Consider the following 14,186-nt stretch of genomic DNA (forward strand, 5'->3'; position numbering starts at 1 on the left):
GGTGCACACGTGAGCAAGGAGCTGTCCGGTCTCGAGACCGAGATCGAGAACACGCGCGACCGGCTGGCGGCCAACATCGACCAGCTGCTCTACCGGGCCCACCCGAAGACCATCGCCCAGCGCGAGGTCGCCAGCATCAAGGGCTTCTTCGTCGACGCGCGCACCGGTGAGCCCCGCACCGACAACATCCTGAAGGTCGTCGGCGGCGTCGCCGGCGTCGTGGGGTTCTTCGCGCTGGTCCGCTACGTGACGAAGTGAGCGCCTCCGGCGTGGAGAAGACCCCGATCGAGATGCTGCACGACCGGCTCCTCGTCGAGGTCGACAAGGACGCCGGCGAGCGGACGTCGTCCGGCGGCATCGTCATCCCGGCGACCGCGGCGATGGGCAGCGCCCGCCGCCTGGCGTGGTCCCGCGTCGTCGCCTGCGGGCCGCAGGCGCGCACCGTCCAGACCGGGGACCGCGTCCTCTACGACCCCGTCGACAAGGCCGAGGTCGAGATCCACGGCGAGACGTACGTCGTGATGCGCGAGCGTGACGTCCACGGGGTGGCGGCCGACCGCCTCGGCGCGTCCGACACCGGCCTGTACCTGTGACTGCTTGACAGGACCCAGCAACGAGAAGAGTGTGGCCCAGGATCTCACTCTGACCCCCGGAGGTCCTCGTGCGTCCTGCACCCCGTCTCGCCGGTCTCGCCACGATGGGCGCGCTGCTCGCCGCGCTGCTCGCAGGGGTCCCCGCCACCTCCACCGCCGAGGAGGGCGAGGCGGAGGAGCGGTCGGCCCGCAGCAGCGGGTCGGACCGCCTCGAGGTGTACGTCGGCCAGGTCCGACCCGACCAGCTCACGGACCTCGTCGCGACCGGCGTCGACCGCCACGAGCTGCTGCTCTCGCCCGTCGAGGGCTCCGGGCAGGACGACGAGGACGCGCCGGTCGGCGTCGAGCTCGTCCTGACCGGTGCGCAGGCCGCCCGCCTGGCCGCCGACGGCATCGAGCTGGAGCCGAAGACCACCGGGGGCATGACCGCCTCGGAGCGGGCGGACGCCGAGGGCGCCGCCGGGTACGACGTCTGGCAGCGGTACTCGGGCAGGGGCGGGCTCCGCGCCGAGGTCCGCGCGCTCGCCGCCCGCTTCCCCGGCTACACGAAGCCGGTCACGATCGGTCGCACCCTCCGGGGCAAGCCGATCGACGCGATCAAGGTGACGGCCGGCGCCGACCGCGTCGCCGACGGCAGCCGACCCGCGGTGCTGTACCTGTCGGCGCAGCACGCCCGCGAGTGGATCACGCCGGAGATGACCACGCGGCTGCTCGCCCACGTCCTGCGCGAGGCGCGCTCGAAGCCGGCGATGCGTCAGCTGCTCGCCCGGAACGAGCTGTGGTTCCTCCCGGTCGCCAACCCCGACGGCTACGACTACACCTTCACCGAGGGCAACCGGCTGTGGCGCAAGAACCTCCGCGACAACAACGCCGACGGTGAGATCGCGCCCGGCGACGGCGTCGACCTGAACCGCAACTGGCCCGCGAAGTGGGGCTACGACAACGAGGGCTCGTCGCCGAACCCGTCGAGCGAGACCTACCGCGGCGCCTCCCCGGCGTCCGAGCCCGAGACGCAGGCCCTCGACCGCTTCGCGGGCCGCGTCGGCTTCGAGTTCGTCGTCAACTACCACTCGGCCGCCGAGCTGCTGCTCTACGGCACCGGGTGGCAGGTCGCCACGCCGAGCCCGGACGACGTCATCTACGAGGCGCTCGCCGGCGACGACGCCGACCCGGCGGTCCCCGGCTACGACCCGGACCTGTCCGCCGAGCTCTACACCACCAACGGCGACACGGACTCCGGCATCACCGAGGCCTACGACTCCCTGGGGTTCACGCCCGAGATGTCCACCTGCGAGGCGGCGTCCGAGGTGGACCCGGACGACGAGTGGGAGGCCGAGGACTGCAACAGCGGCTTCGAGTTCCCCGACGACGAGGACCTCGTGCAGGGCGAGTTCGAGAAGAACATCCCCTTCGCGATGTCGGTCGCGCGCTCGGCCGCGGACCCGGACGACCCGCGGACGGTCACCGGCCGCCGGGCCGCCGACTTCGTCACCGACCCCTTCGAGACCTCGCTCGGCGGTCGCCAGCCCGTGGCGGTCACCGCCAAGCGGGCGCTGCGCGACCACCGGATGCGCTACCGCATCGGCTCGGGGCCCGTGCGCACCGTGCCCGCCCGCGAGTGGAGGGGCGGCGAGCGCTACGGCACCGACAACCGGGTCTACTACGCGGAGTACCGCGGCGTCGTCACCGGCGCCCGGCCCGGCGACGAGGTGACGGTCTGGTTCGCCGGCGACAAGGGCCGCGGTGGGAACGCCCGCACGGTGGCCAGCGAGCGGTTCACCTACACGGTGAGGTCGAGCACCGGGGCCGACGTCCTGGTGATCGCCGACGAGGACTACACCGGCGTCAACCCGACGTACCCGGAGGGCACCGACGAGCCGAAGTACGACGAGGCCCACGTGCAGGCGGTCGAGGACGCCGGCTACACCGCCGACGTCTGGGACGTCGACGCCGACGGGATCCCGCACCACCTCGGCGCGCTGTCGCACTACGACGCGGTCCTCTGGTACCTGGGCGACAACCGGATCACCCAGGACCCCGACGACGAGGTCACCGAGACCCCGCTCGGCGACTTCGAGGACCTGTCCGTGGCGGAGCGGGAGCAGTACCTGACGCTCGCGGTGCGCGACTTCGTCAACGAGGGCGGCAAGCTCGTCCACGCCGGCGAGACCGCCCAGTTCGAAGGGGTGCCCGGCATCTCCGACGCCGTGGGCGGCCTGTACTACGGCCTCAACGGGGACCCGACCGCCGACTGCGTCGTGTCGAGCAGCTTCTTCGACGACTGCCTGATCCTGGCCGACGACTTCCGTCAGTACTACCTCGGTGCGTTCCAGCGGACGTCGACGTCGGGGCCGTCCGGATTCGAGGGCACCGGGTCGCCGTTCCTGGGCACGAGCACGGTGCTGGGCGGTCCGGTCGTCGAGGGCGACAACCCGCTGGACGAGGCGGGGGTCTTCCTCCCGACGAGCCAGGTCCTGCCGCCCGCGCAGTTCCCGCAGTTCCGGAGCCGCGGTGCCGGTCTCTACGAGGTCGAGGGCGGCCCGTTCGCGCCGGCAGAGGGGGAGCGGTACGCCGGCGTCCTGCACGCCGACGAGGCCTACGCCCGCCTCACCCGGACGGTGGACGTCCCGGCGGGCACGACCGCGGCCAGCCTCGAGTTCCTCGGGTCGTGGAGCACCGAGCCGGAGTACGACTTCCTGGTCGTCGAGGCCCGCACCGCGGGTGGTGACGACTGGACGACGCTGCCGGAGGCCGGGGGCGCGACGAGCACCGACAGCCCGGCGGAGTGCGAGGACGCGGACGCGTTCCTCTTCGAGAGCCACCCGTTCCTCACGACCTACCTCGGGGACGACTGCTCCAACCCGGAGGGACGGTGGAACGCGTTGACGGGCGACAGCGAGGGCTACCAGGACCTGGCCTACGACCTGTCGGCGTACGCCGGGTCCGAGGTGGAGCTCTCGATCACCTACGTCTCCGACCCGGCGTCGGGTGGCGTGGGTGCCTTCGTCGACGACACCCGCGTCGTGATCGACGGCGCGGAGGACGCCGACGGGTTCGAGGGCGCGACCAGCGACTGGGCCCCCGGCACCCCGCCGGCCTCCAGCCCGCCGCAGACCACCGCGTGGGAGATCGGCGGGAGCCTCATCGAGAACATCGGGTCCACCGTCACGGAGGACACGGTGCTGCTCGGCTTCGGCCTGGAGCAGGTGGAGCGCGCCCCCCAGCGCGCCCAGCTGGTCCAGCGCTCGTTGGACGAGCTGCTCGACTGACCGGCGACCGTCGGTCCTCACAGCGTGTCGTCCGTGACGTGAGGGGTGAGTCACGGACGACACGCTCCTGGTGGCCCCGACGCGCGTTCGTCGCCCAGGGGCTCCTCACTGCCCGACCTCCCGTGGGCGGCGCGGGCTAGCGTCGGAGGCATGGCGACGACGATCAGCGGGGTGCTCGAGCAGGCACGGGCGGAGCTGCGGCACCAGGCGACGCCGGTGCGGGTGCGGGCGGAGTGGGGCGGCGAGGTCGTCGTGGACACCACCGGGGCGCACCTGGTGTGGGAGCCGCGGCGCCTGCTCTGCGTGTACGCCGTCCCCGAGGCCGACCTGCGTGGGGTGGTGCTCGAGCCCGCGGGCGGCGAGGCCCCCACCGCGCCCGAGGACGGCGTCCTGTTCCCCGACGTGCCGTTCGCGGCGCACACGGCCGAGGGCGAGTCCCTCGACCTGGTACGCGGGGAGCAGCGGGCCGCGCGTGCCGCCCTCCGGCCCGCCGACCCCGACCTGGCGGGGCTCGTCGTCCTCGACCCCGAGGCCCTCGACGCGTGGTGGCACGAGGGCGAGCGCATCGTCGGGCATCCGCGCGACCCGTTCCACCGGGTCGACGCCCTGCCGGGCAGCCGTCGGGTGACGGTCAGCAGGGACGGCGAGGTGCTCGCCCGCACCGACCGGGCGGTCGCGGTCAACGAGACCGGCTTCCCGCTGCGCTGGTACGTCCCCCGCGACGACCTCCTCGTCGAGGTGACCCGGACGGCGACCCGCACCGAGTGCCCCTACAAGGGGGAGGCGTCGTACTGGACCGCCGCCGGCGTCACCGACGTCGCCTGGTCCTACGAGGAGCCGCTGACCGAGGTCGTGCCCGCCGGGGGTCACCTCTGCTTCGACGACACCCGCTGCGAGGTCGAGGTGGAGATCGCCGCAGGGCGCTGAGGGTCGATGCGGTAGCAATGAGGTATGGCCCACCAGGAGAGCACCACTCCGCCGCCCCACGTCCTCCTCCTCTTCGGCGCGACCGGCGACCTCGCCAAGCGCAAGCTCTTCCCCGGGCTGTACAAGCTCGCCGCGGCCGGGCGGCTCCCCGAGCAGTACGTCGTCATCGGGTCAGGGCGCCACTCGCCGGGCACCGACGACGAGTTCCGCGAGCAGGTCCGTGGCGGGCTGCGCGACTCGGTGGACGACATCGACGACACGGTCCTCGAGGAGCTGCTGGGTCGCATCAGCTTCCAGACCTCCAACGCCGACGACGGCTCGGAGCTCGCGGCGGCCGTCCGCCGCGCCGAGGACACCTTCTCCGACGACGGCCACGGCGAGTCCAAGCGCCTCGTCTACCTGTCCGTCCCGCCCGCGGCCATGGACGGGATGATCGGCATGCTCGGCCGTGAGGGCCTGACCGACCGCGCGCGGCTGGTCATCGAGAAGCCGTTCGGCCTCGACCTCGAGTCGTCGCGCGAGCTGGACGCCTCGCTGAAGGAGGTCGTCGACGAGGACCAGGTCTTCCGCATCGACCACTTCATCGGCAAGGAGGCGGTGCAGAACATCCTCGCGCTCCGCTTCGCCAACGGCCTGTTCGAGCCGGCGTGGAACGCCTCGTCCATCGAGTCGGTGCAGATCGACGTCCCGGAGACCCTCAGGATGGAGGGCCGCGGCAGCTTCTACGAGTCCACCGGGTGCCTGCGCGACATGATCTCCACCCACCTGTGCCAGCTCCTCGGGTTCGTGGCGCTGGAGGACCCGGGCGAGTTCGAGGAGAAGAAGCTCCGCGACGCCAAGGCCGACCTGTTCGCGAAGCTGCGGCCGCTGAACCCCGAGCGCGTGGTCTTCGGCCAGTACGACGGCTACCGCGAGGAGGAGGACGTCGCCGAGGACTCCGACGTCGAGACCTTCGTCGCCCTCGAGGCGTACGTCGACTCCTACCGCTGGCGCGACGTGCCGTTCTACCTGCGCACGGGCAAGGCGCTCGCGGAGAGCCGCCGGACCATCACCCTTCGGTTCCGGACGCCGCACTCCCACATCTTCGAGGACGGCGCCGACGGCGATCGCCCCGCGGGCTGCAACGAGCTGGTGCTGGAGCTGACCGACGAGCCGGAGATCTCCGTCGACGTCCGCGCGAAGCGTCCCGGCCCCGTCATGGAGCTCGCCGACGCGACCCTCCGTCTCGACATGGGCGAGGCGCTGCCCGACGACAAGCCCCTCGAGGCCTACGAGCGTCTGCTGCTCGACGTGCTGCGCGGCGACCGCACCCTGTTCACCCGCTCCGACGAGGTGGACCGGTTGTGGCAGGTGTGCGAGCCGGTGCTGCAGAACCGCCCCGAGGTCCACCCCTACGAGCCCGGGTCGTGGGGCCCGCAGGCCGCGATCGACCTGCCGCGCGCGGGCTGGCGCCTGGGCCGCGGGGAGTGAGCCCACGGCGTACGACGGGCAACGAGCAGCCGTGGACGCCGATCAGCGACCACGGCCTCGTCGGTGACCTGCGCACCTGCGCGCTGGTCGACACCGAGGGCACCGTCGACTGGTTCTGCGCGCCGCGCTTCGACTCCCCGAGCGTGTTCGGGTCCGTCCTCGACCCCGACGTGGCGGGCTCGTGGAGCCTGCGCCCGGCCGAGGGGACGCCGACGACCCAGCAGTACTACTTCCCCGACTCCGCCATCCTCGTCACCCGCTTCCTCACCGAGGAGGGCGTGGCGGAGGTCCACGACTTCATGCCCCTGCTGGCCTCCCACGACGCCCAGCACCGGCAGCGTCTCGTCCGCCGGGTGGTCGCCGTCCGCGGGACCGCCCGGATGGCCATGCGGCTCGCCGCGCGACCGGACTACGGGCGCGTCGAGCCGACCCCGGACCGCCGCGACAACGGCGTCCTGATCGAGGACGGCGAGCTGTCGCTCGGCCTGTCCGCCAGCGTCGACCTCGAGGTCGACGGCGCGGACGTCGTCGCCGACGTGACGCTGAGGACGGGGGAGCAGGCGCTGTTCGTGCTCGAGGTGCTCGAGCCGGGCGACGAGATGCGCGGCACCGACGACGAGGACGTCGCCGACCTGTTCGACGCCACCGCCGGGTTCTGGCGCTCGTGGCTGTCGACGTCGACGTACACCGGGCGCTGGCGCGAGATGGTCGAGCGGTCCGCCATCACCCTGAAGCTGCTGACCCACGAGCCCACGGGCGCGATCGTGGCGGCGCCGACGACCAGCCTCCCCGAGCACGTCGGGGGCAGCCGCAACTGGGACTACCGCTACGTGTGGATGCGCGACGCCGCGTTCAGCCTGTACGCCCTGCTCCGGCTCGGGTTCACCGACGAGGCGGGTGCCTTCGTGGAGTGGCTGTCGCAGCGGCTGGGGGAGCGCGGCACCGACGACGAGGAGCTCGGCCCCCTGCGGGTGCTCTACACGATCGACGGGGAGGTGCCCACCGAGGAGCACGAGCTGGACCACCTCGCCGGCTACCGCGACTCCCGTCCCGTGCGGGTGGGCAACGCCGCGGTGGCGCAGCTGCAGCTGGACATCTACGGCGAGCTGATCGACTCGATCTACCTCTACAACAAGTACGGCCCCGGCATCAGCCACGACGCCTGGAGCGACCTGCTCGTCATCGTCGAGTGGCTGATGGAGCACTGGGACGACGACGACGCGGGCATGTGGGAGATCCGCGACGACCCGAAGCCGCACACGACGTCGCGCCTCATGGCCTGGGTGGCCATCGAGCGCATGATCCGCGTCGCGCGGCAGCGCGGCCTGCCCGGCGACGTCCCCCGGTGGTCGCAGGTCCGCGACGAGATCTACCACCGCATCCAGGCGGAGAGCTGGAACGACGAGGTCGGCGCCTACATGCAGTACGAGGACTCCGACGTCCTCGACGCCGGGGTCCTGCTGATGCCGATGGTGAAGTTCCTCGCCCCGAACGACCCGCGCTTCGTCTCCACGCTGGCGGTCATCGAGGACAGGCTCGTCTCCGACAGCCTCGTGTTCCGCTACGACCTCGACCACGCCACCGACGGCCTCGACGGGGAGGAGGGCACCTTCTCCCTCTGCTCCTTCTGGTACGTCGAGGCGCTGACGCGGGTGGGACGGCTCGACGAGGCGCGCCTGGCGCTGGAGAAGATGTTCACCTACGCCAACCACCTCGGGCTGTACGCCGAGCAGGTCGGCCTCACCGGCGAGCAGCTCGGGAACTTCCCCCAGGCGTTCACGCACCTGTCCCTCATCAGCGCCGCGATCAACCTGGACCGCGCCCTGGGCTGAGCAGTCGATTACGGCCCGCGGCGGCCCCGCTGCTAGAGTTCAGGACGGCTCGACGAGCCATGCGCCACTAGCTCAATTGGCAGAGCAGCTGACTCTTAATCAGCGGGTTGTAGGTTCAAGTCCTACGTGGCGTACCGATCTTCACCCGTCACGCCGTCCACGGCGTGACCCGCACCGCCTCGGCGGTCAGGGACGCAGCAGCCGCCACCAGCGGCCCGAGGGCTGCTCGACGCGGGCCCGCTCGGCGCGCTCCGCGCACAGCGCCGACGCCGTGTGCCCGACCGCGTGGGCCCGGGCGGTCGTCGCCGCCTCGTCGAGGCGGGGGGCGATGCCGACGGTCCGCCACCCGCAGCTGCAGCGGGCGTGCACCTCGTGCAGCATGCCGGAGCGCAGCGGCGCCGACGTCTCGACCGTGTGCGCCCCGCTGCCGATCCTGCTCATCGCCACGCCGACCGCCATCCTCGTCTCCCCCCAGAAACGTCCTCGCGTCGTGCGAGTGCTCCGACGGTAGGGAAGACCACCGACAGCCCGTCACGGCTAGCAGAGCCGTTGCGGATTCCTTGCGGATTCCTTGAGGCGGCTCGCCTCGAGCGCCCCGCCGCCCGACGAGCTCACCGACGGGTGGCCGGGCACCTAGCGCTGCTCGAGCACCGCCATCGCGGCGTCGTGGCCGCCGAGGCCGGACACCGCGCCGCCGCGGCGCGCCCCCGACCCGCACAGCAGGACGGCGTCCGCGTCGGTCTGCACGCCCCACCGCTGCGCCGGCGTGTCCAGGGCGGCGCGGGACGACGCCCACGGCCACTCGAGGTCGCCGTGGAAGATGTGGCCGCCCGGCAGCGCGAGCTCGTGCTCGAGGTCGACCGGCGTGCGGACCTCGACGCAGGGCCGGCCGTCGGCGTCGCGGGCGAGGCAGTCCTCCAGCGGCTCGGCCAGGTGCTGCTGCAGCCCGGCCAGCGCACGCCGGGTGGCCTCGGCGCGGACCTGCTCGCCGTCCGGGCCCTCGAAGAGCGTCGAGGGGGTGTGGAGGCCGAAGTAGGTCAGCGTGTGCTGGCCCGCGGGCGCGTCCGGACCCAGGATCGAGGGGTCGGTCAGCGAGTGGCAGTAGACCTCGCCCGGGATGCGCTCGGGCAGCCGGCCGGCGGCCGCGTCGGCGTACGCCGCCTCCAGCGCAACGTACCCCTCGTCGAGGTGCAGCGTGCCCGCGTAGGCGACCTCCGGGTCGACGCCGGAGGCCAGCCGCGGGAGGCGGTCGAGCAGGAGGTTGATCTTGAGCTGGGCGCCGACCGGCTTGGTGGACGGGTCGGCGGCGCCACCCCGCAGGATCTCGAGCACCCAGGGCGCGACGTTGGCGAGGACGTGGCCCGCCGGGACGGTGTGGCTGCCGGAGGCGTCGTCCCAGGTGACCTCGGCGCCGCCGCCGACGGCGCCGCGGTCGGCGGCGATCCGGGAGACCCCGGCGCCCGTCAGGACGGTCGCCCCGAGCTGCTCGGCCCGCGCGCGCAGGGCGCCGGTGACCGCGCCCATGCCGCCGACCGGCACGCGCCACTCCCCGGTGCCGTTGCCGACGACGTGGTAGAGGAAGCAGCGGTTCGCCACCAGGCTCGGGTCGTCCAGGGAGACCGAGGTGCCGATCAGGCCGTCGGTGGCGACGGTGCCGCGCAGCAGGTCGTCGTCGAGGCGCTCGCGCACGGTCACGCCGAGCGGCGTCGCCACCAGCTCGCGCCACACCCGCTCATCGACCGCCGCCCGGACGTCGGCCTCGCGGGGCAGCGGCTGCATCAGGGTCGGGGCGACGGCCGCGGCCAGGGCCTCGGCGTCCGCGCCGAACGCCTGCCACTGCGCGTAGGCGTCGTCGCTGCCGGTGACCTCCGCGAACGAGCGCCGGGTCGCCTCGCCCTCCGGGCGCTCGACCAGCAGCCCGGTGGCCCGTCCGTCACGGACCAGCGGCGTGTACGACGCCGTGCGTCGTGACTCCAGCCTCAGGTCGAGGCCGAGGTCGGCCACCATCGCGTCGGGGAGCACGCTGACGAGGTAGCTGTAGCGCGACAGCCGCGCGGCGTGGCCGCTGAACGCCTGCGCCGACACCGCGGCGCCGCCGGTGTGCCCCAGTCGCTCGAGCACCAGGACCGACAGGCCGGCCCGGGCGAGGTAGCACGCGGCGACGAGGCCGTTGTGGCCGCCGCCGACGACCACGACGTCGTGGTGGTCGGTGGGGGCGAGGGGAGCGGACATGGTCGTCAACCTAGGGGACCGGCCCCGGGACGCGTGTGGCCCCGTCCGGGATCGGACGGGGCCACACGAACGGGGTGAACGACGGGACTTGAACCCGCGACATCCGCGACCACAACGCGGCGCTCTACCAGCTGAGCTACGCCCACCATGGCGGCACGCGGACCAGCCGCGAACCGGGAGAGATCATAGCGGTCGCCTCAGGACGGGGCCGAACCGGCAGCCTCCTCGCCGGGCGCCTCACCCGGGGCGTCGGGCTCGCCGAGCCCGGTCAGCGCGCCGCCGTGGCGCTCCGCGATCGCCCGCGCCGTCGCGCTGTCCGGCCCCGGGGTGGGCACGAAGACGGCCTCCCGGTAGTACCGGAGCTCCTCGATGCTCTCGCGGATGTCGGCGAGGGCCCGGTGGTTGCCGCGCTTGGCCGGCGCCTGGAAGTAGGCGCGGGGGAACCAGCGGCGGGACAGCTCCTTGATCGAGGAGACGTCGATGATCCGGTAGTGCAGGGCCTTCTCCAGGTCCGGCATGTCCCGCGCGATGAACGCCCGGTCGGTGCCGACCGAGTTCCCGGCCAGGGGAGGGCGCGAGCCCTCGGGGCAGTGCTCGCGGACGTACGCCAGCACCTGCGCCTCCGCGTCCGCCAACGTCGTCCCCGCCTCGAGCTCCTCGAGCAGACCGGAGCTGCGGTGCATCTCGGTGACGTACTCGCCCATCTGCTCGAGCGCCTCGTCGGGCGGGCGGACGACGACGTCGACACCCTCACCCAGCACGGTGAGGTCGTAGTCCGTCACGAGCGCCGCGACCTCGACCAGCGCGTCGGCCCCCAGGTCGAGACCCGTCATCTCGCAGTCGATCCACACCAGTCGCTCGTTCACGGTCGTTCACCCTACGCACCGTGGAGGTTCCGGGGTCCTCAGGACGGGTTCAGGATCCGTGTCTACCGTTCTGTCCCATGGCGAACCGACCCAGCACGAAGCCGTCCCCGAAGGGCTCCGGGAAGGGCGCCGCGGCCCGCGCGGCCGCCGTCCGGGAGGAGCAGCAGAAGCGGGAGAGGCGCCGTGTGCTCGTCATGGGCGGCAGCGTCGCGGCAGTCGTGATCGCGTTGATCGTCGCCGCCGTCCTGGTCGTCAACAGCTCCGGGGTGGACACCGACGAGGTCCAGGCCGGGTCCAGCGACTACGGCCTGACGATCGGTCCCGAGGACGCCCCGACCGAGATCGTCATCTACGAGGACTTCCTGTGCCCCGCCTGCGGCGCCTTCGAGGCCGAGGCCAACGACGACCTCGCCCAGGCCGCGGCGGACGGCGACGCCCGGGTCGAGTACCGGCCCTTCGTGCTCCTCGACGGGTTCGACGACTACTCGCCCCGCGCCGTGAACGCCTTCGCCGTCGTCCTCGAGGAGTCCGGCCCCGAGGTCGCGAAGCGCTTCCACGACGAGCTGTACGCCGACCAGCCGTCCGAGTCCGACGCCACGTTCCCGGACGCCGACTGGCTGGTCGAGAAGGCCGTCGCGGCCGGCGCCGACGAGGCCGCCGTCCGCCCGGGCATCGAGGACATGGCGCAGCAGGACTTCGTCGAGCAGGCCACCTCCGAGGCGCAGTCGGCGGGCGTCAACAGCACCCCGACCGTGATCGTCGACGGCGAGGTGGTCGGTGGGCAGACCATCGACGAGGTCGTCCAGAACACCCTCGACCAGGTCGGCTGAGCCCCCCGGGGGCCGAGGCCGGGAATGCCCACGGCCCGTCGTGGTTGGCTGCTGACATGAGTGACGCCTCCTCCACCGACCCCCGCGCGACCATCGGCCTCACGGGCCTGGCGACGATGGGCCGCAACCTGGCCCGCAACATGGCCCGCAACGGCTTCACCGTCGCGGTCCACAACCGGACCGCGGCCAAGACGACCGCGCTGGTCGACGAGTTCGGCGACGAGGGCGACTTCGTGGCCTCCGAGAGCCTCGAGGACTTCGTCGCCTCGATCCAGCGGCCGCGCGCCATCGTGATCATGGTCAAGGCCGGCCAGGCGACGGACGCGGTGATCGACGACCTGCTGCCCCTGCTCGACGCCGACGACATCGTGGTCGACGGCGGCAACGCGCACTACGAGGACACCCGTCGGCGCGAGAAGGCCCTGGCCGAGAAGGACATCCACTTCGTCGGCATGGGCGTCTCGGGCGGCGAGGTCGGCGCCCTCGAGGGCCCCTCGATCATGGTGGGCGGCTCCGAGCACGCCTACGAGACGCTGGGCCCGGTCGTCGAGCGGATCGCCGCCCAGGTCGACGGCACGCCCTGCGCGACCCACGTCGGCCCCGACGGCGCCGGCCACTTCGTGAAGATGGTCCACAACGGCATCGAGTACGCCGACATGCAGCTCATCGCCGAGTCGTACGACCTGCTGCGCAACGTCCTCGGCATGGAGCCCGCCGAGATCGGTGAGGTCTTCGAGTCCTGGAACTCCGGCGACCTCGAGTCGTTCCTCATCGAGATGACCGCCGACGTCCTCCAGCACACCGACGCCGAGACCGGCAAGCCCTTCGTGGACGTCGTCGCCGACGAGGCGGAGCAGAAGGGGACGGGCCGGTGGACGGTGCAGACCGGGCTCGAGCTCGGCGTCCCCATCACCGGCATCGCCGAGGCCACGTTCGCGCGCAGCCTGTCCGGTCACGTCGAGCAGCGCGCGGCGGCCCGGTCGATGTTCGCCGAGGACCCCGAGGAGACCCCCGGTGACGCCATCGACGACCGGGAGCGCTTCGTCGAGGAGGTCCGCCTCGCCCTGTACGCCTCCAAGATCGTCGCCTACGCCCAGGGCTTCGACATGATCCGCGCGGGCGCGGAGCAGTTCGACTGGGACATCGACCTCGGGTCCATGGCCACCATCTGGCGCGGCGGCTGCATCATCCGCGCGCGGTTCCTGGACCGCATCCGCGAGGCGTTCGCCGACGAGCCCGACCTGACCACCCTGATGACGAACGGCTTCTTCGCCGACGCCCTGCACGAGGGCGTCGACGCCTGGCGCCACGTCGTCGCGACGGCCGCGCGGACCGGCGTCCCGGTGCCGGCGTTCGGGTCCTCCCTTTCGTACTTCGACGGGCTGCGCCGCGACCGGCTGCCCGCCTCGCTGATCCAGGGGCTGCGCGACAACTTCGGCGCCCACACCTACCGCCGGGTCGACCGCGAGGGCACCTTCCACACGCTGTGGGCGGGCGACCGGTCCGAGCAGGAGCAGGAGTGAGGGTCGTTCCGGGGGTCCGGCTACGGCAGGTCTGGCAACCTGGGGGCATGGTCGGCGCGCGCAGGTCCCGCTCATGAAGCAGACGGCGAAGGAGTACACCTTCAAGATCGTCGGCTGGGTGCTGCTGGTCGTCGGCGTGCTGGCGATCCCGCTGCCCGGCCCCGGGGCGCTCATCATCCTGCTCGCCGTCCTCGTGCTCGCCCAGCAGTACGAGTGGGCCGAGCGGCGCCTCGAGTCCGTCAAGCGGTGGGCCTTCAAGAGCGCAGCGGACGGCGTCCAGACCTGGCCCCGGATCATCGCGTCCGCCTTCGGCGTGGTCTGGCTGATCGGCGTGGGCGTCTTCTGGATCGTCTCGCCCCCGGAGCCCTCCTGGTGGCCGTCGCAGCTCCCGGCCTGGACCTGGCTCCCCGGCGGTGCCGTCGCCGGCGGGACCCTGATCTTCTCCGGCGTCGTCGCGCTGGGGATCCTCGTCTACTCCTTCGTCAAGTTCCGCGGCGCCGACCACCCCGAGGCCGAGGCCGAGCAGAAGGTCGCGTCGGACACGACCCCTCCCGCGTAACGGTTCCGCAGGACCGCGTCTGCCGATACCATCGGTGGCCAGTCATCAACTTCCGCCGGCGACGGCGGACTCGCTGGCCACTGCC

12 protein-coding genes and 2 tRNA genes are annotated in these 14,186 nt (G+C 72.5%); 10 read left to right on the forward strand and 4 right to left on the reverse strand.

The features are described from left to right. The first annotated feature begins 9 nt into the window (after positions 1 to 9). The 7 genes from MJ876_RS11640 (at position 10) to MJ876_RS11670 (ending at position 8,225) form a co-directional block, all read left to right on the forward strand. Positions 10 to 258: a DUF3618 domain-containing protein gene (locus MJ876_RS11640; RefSeq protein WP_240236456.1), complete on the forward strand. Its 249-nt coding sequence runs from the start codon at positions 10 to 12 to the stop codon at positions 256 to 258. Between the two features lie 32 nt (positions 259 to 290). Continuing rightward, positions 291 to 593, forward strand: a complete 303-nt coding sequence (locus tag MJ876_RS11645; protein ID WP_240236647.1) for a co-chaperone GroES — start codon at positions 291 to 293, stop codon at positions 591 to 593. 68 nt (positions 594 to 661) lie between these two features. Then, the gene (locus MJ876_RS11650; protein WP_240236457.1) at positions 662 to 3,862 is read left to right on the forward strand and encodes a M14 family metallopeptidase; all 3,201 of its coding nucleotides are present in this window, start codon (positions 662 to 664) and stop codon (positions 3,860 to 3,862) included. Positions 3,863 to 4,012: 150 nt separating this feature from the next. Continuing rightward, entirely contained in the window at positions 4,013 to 4,789 is a 777-nt protein-coding gene (locus MJ876_RS11655; RefSeq protein WP_240236458.1) for a DUF427 domain-containing protein, read from the forward strand. 24 nt (positions 4,790 to 4,813) lie between these two features. Beyond that, complete coding sequence (zwf, locus tag MJ876_RS11660; protein WP_240236459.1) at positions 4,814 to 6,259, forward strand: glucose-6-phosphate dehydrogenase; 1,446 nt, start codon at positions 4,814 to 4,816, stop codon at positions 6,257 to 6,259. Then, the gene (locus tag MJ876_RS11665; protein ID WP_240236460.1) at positions 6,256 to 8,091 is read left to right on the forward strand and encodes a glycoside hydrolase family 15 protein; all 1,836 of its coding nucleotides are present in this window, start codon (positions 6,256 to 6,258) and stop codon (positions 8,089 to 8,091) included. The genes zwf and MJ876_RS11665 overlap by 4 nt, the downstream gene beginning before the upstream one ends. 61 nt (positions 8,092 to 8,152) lie before the next feature. Next, positions 8,153 to 8,225, forward strand: a tRNA-Lys gene (locus tag MJ876_RS11670). 52 nt (positions 8,226 to 8,277) lie between these two features. Here the strand turns inward: MJ876_RS11670 and MJ876_RS11675 are convergent. From MJ876_RS11675 to orn, 4 genes are all read right to left on the reverse strand, one after another. Then, a complete protein-coding gene (locus tag MJ876_RS11675) occupies positions 8,278 to 8,550 on the reverse strand; it encodes a hypothetical protein (protein ID WP_240236461.1) in 273 nt (90 codons plus the stop codon). 174 nt (positions 8,551 to 8,724) lie between these two features. Further along, on the reverse strand, positions 8,725 to 10,323 hold the full coding sequence (locus MJ876_RS11680) for an NAD(P)/FAD-dependent oxidoreductase (RefSeq protein WP_240236462.1): 1,599 nt from the start codon (positions 10,321 to 10,323) through the stop codon (positions 8,725 to 8,727). Between the two features lie 73 nt (positions 10,324 to 10,396). Further along, a tRNA-His gene (locus tag MJ876_RS11685) sits at positions 10,397 to 10,469 on the reverse strand. A gap of 51 nt (positions 10,470 to 10,520) precedes the next feature. After that, on the reverse strand, positions 10,521 to 11,189 hold the full coding sequence (gene orn, locus MJ876_RS11690) for an oligoribonuclease (protein WP_240236463.1): 669 nt from the start codon (positions 11,187 to 11,189) through the stop codon (positions 10,521 to 10,523). 77 nt (positions 11,190 to 11,266) lie between these two features. Between orn and MJ876_RS11695 the strand changes: the two genes are divergently transcribed. The 3 genes from MJ876_RS11695 (at position 11,267) to MJ876_RS11705 (ending at position 14,101) form a co-directional block, all read left to right on the forward strand. After that, entirely contained in the window at positions 11,267 to 12,019 is a 753-nt protein-coding gene (locus tag MJ876_RS11695) for a DsbA family protein (RefSeq protein WP_240236464.1), read from the forward strand. 56 nt (positions 12,020 to 12,075) lie between these two features. Then, on the forward strand, positions 12,076 to 13,542 hold the full coding sequence (gndA, locus tag MJ876_RS11700) for an NADP-dependent phosphogluconate dehydrogenase (protein WP_240236465.1): 1,467 nt from the start codon (positions 12,076 to 12,078) through the stop codon (positions 13,540 to 13,542). Between the two features lie 73 nt (positions 13,543 to 13,615). Then, complete coding sequence (locus MJ876_RS11705) at positions 13,616 to 14,101, forward strand: PGPGW domain-containing protein (RefSeq protein WP_240236466.1); 486 nt, start codon at positions 13,616 to 13,618, stop codon at positions 14,099 to 14,101. Positions 14,102 to 14,186 lie beyond the last annotated feature (85 nt).

The sequence above is a fragment of the Nocardioides sp. CFH 31398 genome, assembly GCF_022436705.1.
Classification (GTDB): domain Bacteria; phylum Actinomycetota; class Actinomycetes; order Propionibacteriales; family Nocardioidaceae; genus Nocardioides.